Genomic DNA, 11,986 nt, shown 5'->3' on the forward strand with positions numbered 1-11,986 from the left:
CGATGTACCCGGGATCGTCCGAGCCCGCCCCGCACTCCGATCCCGAGGACCCCATGACGCTGCTCGTCACGAACGCCCGTCTCATCACCGTCCCGGCGGGCTCGGACGATCCCGGGTACATCGAGCGCGGCTGGCTGCTCGTCGAGGACAGCCGCATCGCCGGCATCGGCGCGGGCGACCCGCCATCCGCCACGGCCGACGAGGTGCTCGACGTCGACGGCGCCTTCGTCGCGCCGGGCTTCGTGTCGAGCCACTCGCACCTTTTCACGAGCGGCCTGCGCGGGCTCGGCGTCGCCGACACCCTCTACGGATGGTGCGACTCGATGCTCGGCATGACCGCCCATGCGACGTCCGAGGAGATCTACTGGTCGACGCTGCACGGCGCGCTCGACTTCCTCTCGAACGGGGTCACGAGCGCCTACAACTTCACCGATCCGCTGCAGGCGTGGGAGTCGATGGTCGACGGCAGGCGTGTGGGCGACGCGCTGCTGCGCGACCTCGGCTACCACACGCGCCAGGCGGACGGCTGCCGGGACGCCGGCATCCGCTTCGTCGACGCGATCGGCATGGACGCGACCGCCGGCACCGACGACGAGATCTTCGCGCGGTTCGGGGAGTCCGTCGCCTACACGCGCTCGATGGACCCCGACTTCGCGCTCGGCGCCTCGATCATGGGGCAGGTGCAGTGGTCGCCGCGGCCGGATGCGGCCGAGGTCGAGGTCGAGGCCATGCGCCGGTTCGGGGTGACCAACCAGGCGCACTTCCTCGAGTCGCCCGAGGCGGTGCCGCTGCAGCAGTCGAAGTTCGCGATGTACGCGGATGCGGGCGCGCTGGGTCCCGACATGATGTTCGGGCACTTCATCCAGACGACGCCCGAGATCATCGAGCAGGCGGCGGCGGGCGGGGCGTCGATGTCGTGGCAGCCCGCGTCCAACGGACGCCTCGCCTCGGGCGTCGCGCTTGTTCCGGAGATGATCGAGCGTGGCATGAGGGTCGGGATGGGGCTCGACGACCAGGCCTGCACCGACGTCTCGGACCCATGGCAGAACATGCGGATGGGCATCGCGATGCAGCGGGCGCGCACGAAGGACCCGCTGTCGATGATGCCGGAGCGGGTGCTGCGGCTGCACACGCTCGGCAGCGCCGAGATCATGGGCGTCGACGACCGTGTCGGCAGCCTCGAGGTGGGCAAGTTCGCGGACTTCGTGGTGGTCGACCCGCTCCTGCCCGACATCGGGCCGCTCTGGCACCCCGTGCGCAGCTACGTGCTCGCCTGCAGTCTGCGCAACCTCAAGGGCGTCTACGTCGGGGGCGTGCTCGTGAACGAGCGCGGCGTCTCGACGAACCCGCTCGCAGCCGAGGCGACCGCCCACGTCCACGCCGATCTGCCGAAGGTCGCCGCCCGCCTCGGGCACCAGCCGCACTGAGCGGCCTGCGACAGGGGAGTGGGTCGTGCTGCGGGCGAGGTGTGTTGCAGTCGAGTCCTGCTGCGGTCGGGTGGTGCTGCGGGCGAGCTCGCAGGGCGATCGCGGCGGGGAGGACCCTCAGTCGTCGGATCGGTGGGACGGATGTTCACCTGGGGGGCTGCTGGGGCGTCTCGGGCGCAGATTCTCCGATGACTGGTGGGGTAGCCGCGGGTTCCGCGGCCCGGACTGCTCGACTGGGCGCTCGGCCTCCGCGACCGGGGCCCGGGGACCCGGTCCCCGCGGCTGAGGGGCGCCGGGACCCGCGGCTGAGTGACGTTTCGAGGCCACGCCGCGCGAGCCTCACCGCAGGTCGCGCAGACGCGCGGCGATGCCCGCATCCTCGCCCGTCCGCCGCTCGTAGGTGACGGCGATGATGAGCAGCACCGCTCCGACGACCGCGAGGGTGATCCACCAGGGCATCGATGCGATCCCGCGGCCGATCTGCACGAGGAAGGCCAGCACGTTCTCGATCGGCAGCACGATCACTCCGATGAGGAAGGGGGCGGCGAGACGCCGGCCCGATCCGACCAGGATGGCGAGCAGGGCGATCACGATGACGAGGATCGCCCGCCAGGTGCGCGGGTCGGTGTAGGTCGCGGCGACCGATGCGCCGAGCAGCACCCCGAGACCGGGCCCGAGCAGCGGCCACGATCCGGTCCATCCGTTCGGCCAGCCGGCGAGCGTCGCCCGGATGCTGTCCGCTCGGGCCGTCGTCTCGCTCGCCGTGGCGAGGCCGCTCGAGGTGCCGAGGCCGCTCGCGGTCGCGAGGCCGATCGCGCCGGCCGTGAGCAGGAACGCCCCGAGCGGCAGCGAGAACCACTCCACGCGCAGGTCACGCGGGCTCCACGCGACGACCGCGGTCGTGAACGCGAGCACGAACAGGACCCACACCGGCGGGAGGGCCGTGCTGCCGCGGGCGCCGCGCGCCGTCACGAGGAGCATCGCGACGAGATACGCGAGCATCAGCGTCCACATCGTCCAGATGACGTCCCAGTCCCGCGTGATCGACGGCCACATCGCGACCCCGAGGTAGACCGCGGCCGGGCACCAGAGCCATCGGCCGCGGCTCAGGCGGCGCTCGCCGTGGAACCCATGGGCGGCCAGCGCTGCGGCACCCGCGCCGGCCAGACCGATCCCGACGACGGCGAGCAGCGTGCCCGGTGCGGGATCGAGCCCGGCGCCCCAGCGCATGCCCTGCAGCGCGCCGGCCGCGCCCGCGAGCATCGCCGCGAGCAGCACCGGAGTCCGCAGCACCGTGAGTCGATCCCGCAACAGCCGTGCGCCGAGCGCCAGCAGCCACGCGGCGCCGAGCAGGCCGCCCGTGCGCCAGCCGTGCGCGGAACCGTCCACCGCCAGGAGCGCCAGCACGGGCAGCGTCGCGATCGCGAGGCCGGTCGCGACCAGCGGCACGCCCGGCCGTCCGCGCGCGGTGAGCACGGTTCCGACGACGACGGCGCCGAGCGCGGGCGGCAGCAGGTACGGCTCGGGCTCGGCGATCCCCGCGATGCCCCATGCGCACCAGAGCGCGCCGGTGAGCGAGGCCGCCCCCATCCACCAGCCGTACCGGCGACCGGCCCAGATCGCGGTCGCGAACCCGCCGATGCCGAGCAGCACGAGCACCAGCAGCGCCGTGCCGAGCCCGGCCGCATCCCGCTCCAGCGCGAGTCCCACCGCGATCACGGCGGTGAGCAGCGTCGAGCCCTCGATCGCGAGAGCGGCGGCCGTCGCATCTGGGGAACCGATGCGACGGGCGAGCACCCGGCGGATGGCGAAGCGGCTCGGCAGCACGAGAGCCACCAGCACGGCGATCACCGGCAGCACGACCGGAGAACCGCTCGTGGCGAGGGCCTGCGCGCCGAGACACACCAGCACCACCGCGAGCGAGGGCACGAGCAGCGCCGCCGCGCACACGCGCAGCACCCGCGGCACCCCCGGCCGTCGCGTTCCGGTGAGGGTCAGCGCGAGCGCGAAGATCACGCCGGTCGACAGAGCGGTCCAGCCGCTCCGCTCGAACACCACCTGCGCGACCCCGATGACGAACGGCACCCCGGTGACGGCCAGCACGGCGTACCAGGTGCGCGCCGGAACCCGGGGCAGATAGGTGGTCGCCATCGCCACGAGCCCGCCGGCGGAGGTCACCGCGCACAGCAGGGGCACCGCGCCGAGACCCGCGTCGCCGAGTGCATGGGCGAGCAGGGCGAGGGAGTAGGCGTAGGCGAGCGCGGCGTGCACGAAGCGGATGGACGCCGGCGCCGTGTGCGCCAGTAGCGCGCTCACCGCGACCACGGCGGCGCCGGCGACGACGGTGAGCGCGGCGTGCTGCCAGGCGAGCACCGCGCTGAGCAGGACGACCGCGTGCGCGCCGACGACCAGCAGCCCGCGGGCGGATGCGGTCAGCCGCACGGTGCGGAGGGTGACGAGGCAGGCCGCCACGGCCAGGAGGAGCCCGAGCGCGAGGCGCCACGGCAGCGGGGCGATCGATGACGCGACTGTGACGAGCACGGTGAGGATCGCGAGGGCGCCGCCGAGCCCCGCGAGCCGGGACGAGTCGGATGCGGGCCGGGCGCCGGCCACGGCGGAGGCGGGTGCCGGCGGGGTGGCGTCCGGCTCGGTCTCCGTGCCGGGCCGATGCGCCACCGACTCCGTGCCGGGATGAAGCGCCACGGGTGCCCCCGCCGTGTCGTCGCTGCGTTCGTCGCCGGCGGAGGCATCGGGCTCTCCGACGACCGGTCGCGCCAGCCGCGGGTGGGCGATGAACGCGGCGACGAGCAGCACCAACCCCAGCACGACGGCGACCTCGCCGGTCGGAGGGAGCATGCCCTCGTGACCGGCGAGGCCGAGGGCGATGACGCCGAGCCCGGCCGACACCGGCGCGGCCCCGGCGACGGCGACGATCGCGAGCGCGCCGCTGAGGAGCGCATCCCGGTGGACCCGATGCGGCGGGCGGGTCGTCGTGGCGAGCAGGCCCGCCGCGACCGCGGCGGGGACGAGCGCGAAGAACCAGCGCGCATCCACGCCGGGGATCGCGAACGGCAGCACGCCGACCGCGGCGACGGCCGAGACGCCCAGAGTCGCCGACCACAGTCCGCCGGCCGGGCCTCCTCCTGCAGAGCGCAGCGAGAGCAGGGCGATGACGGAGAGCACCGCGGTGACCGTGAGCCACATCGCCGTGGGGTGGGTGAAGGGGATGCGCAGCAGCTGGGAGCCGGCGGCGAGGACGCACACGAACTGGAGGACGGTCAACGTCCCGCGCTCGACGTCCAGCCAGCCTCCGGTGCGTCGCTCGAGCGAGCCGGTCAGGGTGACCAGGGCGAGGGCGGCGCCCGTGGCACACAGCATCCCCGCGGTCGTGCCCAGCCAGCCTCCGCCGGCCGCGCCGAAGAGCATCGGGGTGACGGCCAGTGCGACCAGGCCCGACCAGATCCAGACGCGGATGCGGGCGGCGACGCCGAGGCCGAGGAGAACGCCCCCCGCGGTGAGCGAGCCGATGGCTGCGGCGACGAGCGGACCGGCCGCCGCAGTCGCGGACTCGGCGACGGAGGCGATGTCCAGGACCACGAACACGCCGCTCAGCGCGGCGACCGCCTCGGCCGAGAATCGAAGGCGGCGGCGGGCGAGCAGGAGTGCGCCGGCGGCGAGCACCGCCGTCACGATCGCGAGGATCGCCGTGCGCGTCGTCCGCTCGCTGATGTCGGGGCTCGCGTAGGCGAACACGACGGCGGCGATCCCGAGCAGGCCGGCGCCTGCGACGGCCAGGACGGACTGCAGGGTCGCGCTCCGGGCGGGCAGGAGCGCGGCGGGAGCGGGGGCGATCCGCGGTGCGACCTGTGGGCCCGCGATACCGGCGGATGCGGATGCCGTCCCGGCTGCGGACGGGGATGTCGCCGAGGCCGCGGCGGTGTGCGCCGCCGCCTGCGCGCCCGCCGCATCCGGATGCGCGGGTGCCGGGGGCGGCCGCATCCGGTCGAGTGCCGCCTGGCGCACGTCGAGGGCGTCTGCTGCGGCGAGAGAGGCGCGCCAGAGCTCGGCGCCCGCCGTGCCGGCGAAATCGGAGCCGCAGACCTGGCAGCGCGACTGCGCGAGCGTGCGGCGTTCGCAGACCGGGCATTCGTCGGATCGGCGCAGGCGCTCGATCGCGATGCGGCTCCAAGCGGGTGCCGGACGCTCGCCCATGGTGGCCGCGGTCACGTCGTCGTTCCGTCCTCGTCGCCGGGCACCCAGACGAGGATGTCCGCGGGCTGGCATTCGAGCACCCGGCAGATCGCGTCGAGGGTCGAGAACCGGATGGCCTTCGCGCGACCGTTCTTCAGCACGGCGACGTTCGCGGGGGTGATGTCGATGGCGGCGGCGAAGTCGGCGACCGACATCTTGCGCTTCGCCAGTTCCACGTCGAGGTTGATGACGATGGGCATCACACGACCTCCGCGAGGTCCTGCTCGAGCTGCGAGGCCTTCCGGAGCAGTCCCCGCAGCACGACGATCAGCAGCGTGAGCCCGAGTCCGACCACGACCCCGAGCACGCACAGCAGCGTGATCGACGGCGTCGAGTGCCGGGTCGCCGTGAGGGTGATGAGTGCGACGAACACGAGCAGCGTCGCGAAGCCGACCGCCGTGAGACTCACGTCCACCTCGCGGAAGGCGCGTTCGCTGAAGATGCCGTCCGTGCGCACGAGCGAGAGGAGCCGCCAGACGCAGATCAGCACGACCTGTACGCAGACGAGGAAGAGCGTCCCGACGATGATGCCCGGTATCTCGAGATACGCGATCTCGCTATAGCGCCGAGCGGACTGCACGGCCACCTGCGGGACGACGACGACCTGGCACACGACCAGGAGGGCGAGCAACGCGACGATGAGAGACTTCAGGACGTTGATCGTGAGAGCCCGCATGTTTAACCTATCGATAGACGGCAGTTATCTATCGAAAAACAATAGCCATCGTCACTCGCCCGCAGGCTGACGATCTCCTGAGTGCCGCCATCCTCCGCCCGGTCTCGGCGCCCCCGTGCTGTCTCGCGGTCCTCCTGCGGGATCTGACGGCTCGGCCGGGATCTGACGGCTCGGCGCGAGCGGCCCGCCACGGGGTGCTCCGTGGGGTCGGGAAAGCGCAGGTGGTGCCCATCGGCGCGTGGCGCCATCCTCCGCTTCATGTTCACTTGCCCTGGATTCACGCGACGCCGGCATTCTGGCGTGAATCCAGGGCAGGTGAACAGAGAATCGCGACACCGGTCAGAGCCTGGACGGAATGGGGAGACTTTCGGGTCAGCGGGCGACGCCCGCGAGCGAGCCGGTGGTCTGGGTCCCGGGGTCTCCGATGTAGCAGGACACCATGCGGTCGTCGCCATCCTCCCAGCTCAGCTGGGTCGGGGCGTAGTAGGCGAAGTCGAGAGTGGACTCCTCGTATGAGAGGCCCACGAAGTCGGGGAACGCCGTATAGCATCCCTCGTCGGCGGCGGCGTAGACCGCATCCTGGTCCCATTCGCCGTCGGCGAGGGCGAAGTCGTGGTAGACCTCGTAGTCGTGCGGCTCGTCGCACGGCACGACCGGCACCTCGTAGACCTCGGAGGCACTCTGGTCGTTCAGGCAGTCTCCGACCGAGAGCGTGAACACATCGATCTGGCCCCCGCCGGTCACCTCGCCGCTCTGTGCGTCGCGGGTGGCCTGCGCGTCGCCGCCGAACAGCTCGGCGACGGGGGCGCACGCGCTGAGCAGCGCGATCGAGAGGATGGCGGCGACGGGGATGAGGCGTCGACGGCGCATGGGGGCTCGCTTTCGTGACGGAGGGTTGCGGACCGGCGGGGTCGCCGGTCGTGGGTTGCGAGGATCGGCTCCGAGTGCGGCTCGGCGGGGATGCCGCGTCCACGATATCGACTCGACCCTCCCGCGGGCACCCCGGCCGCGCATCGGGGCCCGCATAGGTTGGGAGGTATGAGGACACAGGACGTCGCACGCCGGCTGATCGCGCCGGTGACCCGCACCCGGGCGTTCCGCTGGGTCGCGCCGCGGCTGCTCCCGGCCATCGAGGCCGCGCTGAGCGCCGTGAGCGGTCGCCGCGTGCAGCTGAGCGCGCTCCTCGTGCACTCGCTCGTGCTGGTCACGAAGGGTGCGAAGACGGGGCGCGTGCGCGAGACCTACCTCATGTACACGCCGGACGGGCAGGGGCGGGCGATCGTCGCCGGCACGAGTTTCGCCCGCGACCGTCACCCCGCCTGGACCTACAACCTGCTCGCCGAACCCGACGCCCGCATCCGCGTGCGCGGCAGGGAATGGGTCGTGCGGGCGGCTCTCGTGCCCGACGGACAGCGGGATGCGGCGTGGGCGCGGATCGAGCGGCAGTGGCCGGGATATCGCGCCTACGAGCGCGACTCGGGGCGCACGGTCCGTCTGTTCCTGCTGCAGCCGGTCGCCGGCCCGTACGAGGCCGCGCCCGAGGGTCGTCGCGATCGGGCGTCGTGAGGGCGGGCCGTCCGGCCGCGTGAGAGCCGCGAGACGCAGTGCCCGCGTAGAACGAGTCCCGCGCCCCTTCGTCTCGGAGCTTCGCTCCTCGCCCAGGGACCGAACGTGGGGACGTGCGGGGCAGGTGTAACGGCCACGAAACACGAGCGCCAGTGTTCATGAAATCTACATCGCCTAGCGTCGAACACGTCGCGCACCTCGAGCTTCCGGCGCGGCGGTCGGTCCGGACCATCCGGGCGCGCCGCCGCGACCGAGCCTCCGAGACGCACATCACCCACCCGAACGCACCATCCGACAAACGGGAGACAGCATATGTCCCGCTTTTCCACGCGACGCGCCCGCGTCGTCACCTCCCTGGCAGCGGTCGCGCTGTCGGCCCTCGCGCTGAGCGCCTGCGCGGGCGGCTCGTCCGACGAGTCCACCGCATCCTCCGACGGCGACGCCGCAGGCTTCGGCGAGATCACGCTCCAGCTCAGCTGGATCAAGAACGAGGAGTTCGCGGGCGAGTACTTCGCCGACAGCGAGGGCTACTTCGAGGAGGCCGGCTTCAGCGCGGTGAACCTCGTCGCAGGGCCCTCGACCGGTGTCGCCGAGCTCGCCAGCGGCAGTGCCGACATCGCGCTGAGCGACGCCGTGTCGATCGGCTCCGCCGTCGCGAACGAGGGCGCCCCGCTCAAGATCATCGGCGCGACGTTCCAGGCGAACCCCTTCACGGTGCTGTCGCTTGCCGAGGGCGGCGACATCGCGACGCCCGAGGACCTCATCGGCAAGAAGATCGGCGTGCAGGACTCCAACACGGCGCTGTTCAACGCCTTCCTCGCCGCGAACGACATCGACCCCTCCGAGCTCACGATCGTTCCGGTCCAGTACGACCCGGCGCCGCTCGTCAACGGCGAGGTCGACGGCTTCATCGCCTACCTCACGAACGAGTCCATCTCGGTGGAGATGGAAGGGCTCGCGACGACGAACCTGCCGTTCGCCGACAACGGCCTGCCGTTCGTCGCCGAGACCTTCACGGTCACCGACGACACCATCGCCTCCAGCCGTGAGCTGCTGAAGGCGTTCCTCGTCGCCGAGATCAAGGGCTGGACCGACGCGCTCGCCGACCCGCAGGCCGCTGCGGACCTCGCGATCGAGACGTACGGCGCCGACCTCGACCTCGACCCGGCGAAGACGCTCGCCGGTGCCGAGGCGCAGAACCTGCTCATCGTCTCCGACGAGACGGAGGAGAACGGCCTGTTCACGATCTCCGAGGCGCTGCAGGCCTCCACGATCGCGAGCCTCGCCGGTGCCGGCATCGAGCTCGATGCCTCCGACCTCTTCGACCTCTCGCTGCTGGCCGAGGTCTACGAGGAGAACCCCGACCTGATCGCCTACGCGGGCTGATCCGACTGCAGGAATCAGAAGGACGACTGTGACCGACACGGCCACCCAGACCGGTGCCCAGGGGACGACCCTGGGCACCGGCCTGCAGATCTCCGAGCTCAACAAGGTCTTCACCGTGGGGCGCAAGAGCGTCGTCGCGTTGCAGGACGCCGACCTCCACACCGACCAGGGCAGCTTCCTGGCCCTCCTCGGCCCCTCCGGATGCGGAAAGTCCACGATCCTCCGCATCCTCGCGGGGCTCGAGGACGCCACCAGCGGCACCACCCGCGTCGACGGCAAGAGCCCCAAGCAGCTGCGGAAGGGCAACGAGCTGGGCATCGCGTTCCAGGACTCGGCGCTCCTGCCGTGGCGGAGCGTCCAGTCCAACATCCAGCTGCCGTTCGAGGTCGCAGGCAAGCCCGTCGACAAGGCGTACGTCTCCGAGATGATCGAGCTGGTGGGGCTGAAGGGCTTCGAGAAGGCCAAGCCCGCACAGCTGTCCGGCGGCATGCGCCAGCGCGTGTCGATCGCCCGGTCGCTCATCATGAAGCCGTCGGTGCTGCTGTTCGACGAGCCGTTCGGCGCGCTCGACGACATGACCCGGCAGAAGCTCAATCTCGAGCTGCTGCGCATCTGGACCGAGAAGCCCGCGACCACGCTGCTGGTCACGCACGGCATCTCGGAGGCGATCTTCCTCTCCGACCAGGTCGCGGTGATGAGCCCGCGCCCCGGGCGCATCAAGGAGGTCATGACGATCGACCTGCCGCGTCCGCGCACCCCCGAGATGATGCGCTCGCCCGAGTTCCACGCCTACGTCGACCAGGCCTCCGAGCTGCTCTTCGGCGTCGGAGGCGCCGCGGCCGATGACCACTGAGCAGACCGCGGGGCGCACCATCCGCTGGGAGGACATCCGTCTTCCTGCCTGGGTGACGGGCGTGATCGGCGGCATCACCGTGATCGTCGCCTGGTGGATCCTCGCCTCGACCGTCTTCTCGAACGTCGGGCCCGGCGGGGTCCAGGCGATCCCGACGCCGATCCAGGTGGTACAGGGCTTCATCGCGAGCGGATGGGAGTTCTACGTCCGCAACTTCCAGGTGACCCTCGCCGAGGCCGGCATCGGCTATCTGTGGGGCAACGTGATCGCGCTCCTGCTGTCGGGTCTCGTGCTGATCGTGCCTCGCCTCGAGGGCGTCGTCATGCAGCTCGCGATCATCACCTACTGCATCCCGATCGTCGCCATCGGCCTGCTGCTGGTCGTCATCATCCCCGTGCCGAAGGCCGGCGAGCCCTCGGGCACGGCGGTGGTGCTCGCCGCGCTGAGCGTGTTCTTCACGACGGTCGTCGGGGCCCTCCTCGGGCTCAAGGCCGCCGACAAGGCGAGCCTCGACCTCATCACCGTCTACGGCGGGTCACGCTTCACCCAGCTGCGCAAGGTGCGGCTCATCGCGGCGCTGCCCGCCATCCTGAACGCCCTGCAGATCGCCGTTCCGGCGGCGTTCCTCGGCGCGGTGCTCGGCGAGTTCTTCGGCAAGGTCGAGCTCGGCGTCGGGCCCGCCATGATCGCCGCCCAGCAGGCGCTCAACGCCCCGCTCGTGTGGGGTCTGGCCCTCGCGTCCGGGGCGGTCGCCCTCGCCGGCTACGGCCTGCTCGGGCTCGTCGCACGCGCCATCGCGCCGTGGTCGAAGGGAGCACAGAAGTGACCGAAGCAGCCGTCACCGGCACCGGGACACCCGCGTTCGCCCGGCTGAACTCCTCGATCAAGCGCGAATCCCGCAGGGCGACGCTGCGTGCCCTGAGCAGCACGCTGCTGACCTTCGTGCTGACGATCGTCGCGGTGGGCGTGCTCTGGGTGGGCGCGCTGTGGGTCTTCAACGTGAGCCCGTACGTGGGCAAGGGCCCCGTCGACGTCTGGAACTTCCTGTTCACCGTGCCGGCCGCCGCGGCCAACCGGGAGCAGCTGTTCTCGCAGCTGTGGGTCACGATCGGGCACTCCGCGGTCGGCTTCTTCGCCGGGCTCGTCGTGGCGGTGGTCGTCGCGGCGATCTTCCAGCTGAGCAAGGGGGCGGAGCACGCGCTCATGCCGCTGGCGATGCTGCTGCGCTCGGTGCCGCTGGTCGCGATGGCGCCCGTCATCATCCTGATCTTCGGTCGCGACTTCGCGACGGTCGCGGTCATCGGCGGCATCGTGGTGCTCTTCCCCGCCCTCGTCAACATCGCCTTCGGCCTCAAGTCGGCGCCGCCGCAGATGAACGACCTCGTGTCGGTGTACGGCGGGAGCTCGTGGACGGCGCTGCGGAAGGTCGCGCTGCCGTCCGCGCTGCCGTCGCTGCTCGCGGCCGTGCGCATCTCGGTGCCCGGAGCGATCACCGGCGCCCTGCTGGCGGAGTGGCTGGCCGTCGGCGGGGGCATCGGCGGCGCGGTGGGCGGCTACATCGCCGCCGCGCAGTTCTCGGCGCTGTGGACGGCCGTGGTGTTCGTCACCGCGACCGCCCTCATCCTCTACAACATCGTGCAGATGCTCGAGGCGGTCGTGCTCGCCCGCATGGGCATGGCCGACCGCGCCTGACCCGCCGCATCCGGATGCCGCGCAGCGAGGTCGTGTCTCGCGTTCCGGACCGCGAGACTGCACGTGAGCGCCGAGACAGCGGGGAAACCCCACTGTCTCGGCGGCCCGCTGCAGTCTCGCGGCCCACCCGGCCCC

10 protein-coding genes are annotated in these 11,986 nt (G+C 71.8%); 6 read left to right on the plus strand and 4 right to left on the minus strand.

The annotated features are described in order from the left end of the window. The coding region (locus GVL03_RS17980) for an amidohydrolase family protein (protein ID WP_235038230.1) at nt 1-1,427 on the plus strand (1,427 nt) is incomplete at its 5' end. Between the two features lie 339 nt (nt 1,428-1,766). Here GVL03_RS17980 and GVL03_RS17985 read toward each other — a convergent pair. From GVL03_RS17985 to GVL03_RS18000, 4 genes are all read right to left on the minus strand, one after another. Beyond that, a complete protein-coding gene (locus GVL03_RS17985) occupies nt 1,767-5,654 on the minus strand; it encodes an SCO7613 C-terminal domain-containing membrane protein (protein WP_159502387.1) in 3,888 nt (1,295 codons plus the stop codon). Continuing rightward, the gene (locus GVL03_RS17990; protein ID WP_159502388.1) at nt 5,651-5,878 is read right to left on the minus strand and encodes a helix-turn-helix transcriptional regulator; all 228 of its coding nucleotides are present in this window, start codon (nt 5,876-5,878) and stop codon (nt 5,651-5,653) included. The genes GVL03_RS17985 and GVL03_RS17990 overlap by 4 nt, the downstream gene beginning before the upstream one ends. Then, complete coding sequence (locus tag GVL03_RS17995) at nt 5,878-6,354, minus strand: DUF2975 domain-containing protein (RefSeq protein ID WP_159502389.1); 477 nt, start codon at nt 6,352-6,354, stop codon at nt 5,878-5,880. The genes GVL03_RS17990 and GVL03_RS17995 overlap by 1 nt, the downstream gene beginning before the upstream one ends. Nucleotides 6,355-6,726: 372 nt before the next feature. Then, nucleotides 6,727-7,224, minus strand: a complete 498-nt coding sequence (locus tag GVL03_RS18000; protein WP_159502390.1) for a septum formation family protein — start codon at nt 7,222-7,224, stop codon at nt 6,727-6,729. A gap of 168 nt (nt 7,225-7,392) precedes the next feature. On the opposite strand from GVL03_RS18000, the gene GVL03_RS18005 reads away from it, so the two are divergent. The 5 genes from GVL03_RS18005 to GVL03_RS18025 all read left to right on the plus strand — a co-directional run bounded on the left by GVL03_RS18005 (nt 7,393) and on the right by GVL03_RS18025 (nt 11,851). Then, on the plus strand, nt 7,393-7,920 hold the full coding sequence (locus tag GVL03_RS18005; RefSeq protein WP_159502391.1) for a nitroreductase family deazaflavin-dependent oxidoreductase: 528 nt from the start codon (nt 7,393-7,395) through the stop codon (nt 7,918-7,920). Between the two features lie 312 nt (nt 7,921-8,232). Then, the gene (locus GVL03_RS18010) at nt 8,233-9,306 is read left to right on the plus strand and encodes an ABC transporter substrate-binding protein (RefSeq protein WP_159502392.1); all 1,074 of its coding nucleotides are present in this window, start codon (nt 8,233-8,235) and stop codon (nt 9,304-9,306) included. A 28-nt stretch (nt 9,307-9,334) separates the two neighbouring features. Beyond that, on the plus strand, nt 9,335-10,159 hold the full coding sequence (locus GVL03_RS18015) for an ABC transporter ATP-binding protein (protein ID WP_235038231.1): 825 nt from the start codon (nt 9,335-9,337) through the stop codon (nt 10,157-10,159). Then, the gene (locus GVL03_RS18020; RefSeq protein WP_159502393.1) at nt 10,149-10,985 is read left to right on the plus strand and encodes an ABC transporter permease; all 837 of its coding nucleotides are present in this window, start codon (nt 10,149-10,151) and stop codon (nt 10,983-10,985) included. Before GVL03_RS18015 ends, GVL03_RS18020 begins: the two co-directional genes overlap by 11 nt. Next, on the plus strand, nt 10,982-11,851 hold the full coding sequence (locus tag GVL03_RS18025) for an ABC transporter permease (RefSeq protein ID WP_159502394.1): 870 nt from the start codon (nt 10,982-10,984) through the stop codon (nt 11,849-11,851). Before GVL03_RS18020 ends, GVL03_RS18025 begins: the two co-directional genes overlap by 4 nt. Nucleotides 11,852-11,986: the final 135 nt, after the last annotated feature.

The sequence above is a fragment of the Microbacterium sp. 18062 genome (genome assembly GCF_902706225.1).
GTDB lineage: Bacteria > Actinomycetota > Actinomycetes > Actinomycetales > Microbacteriaceae > Microbacterium.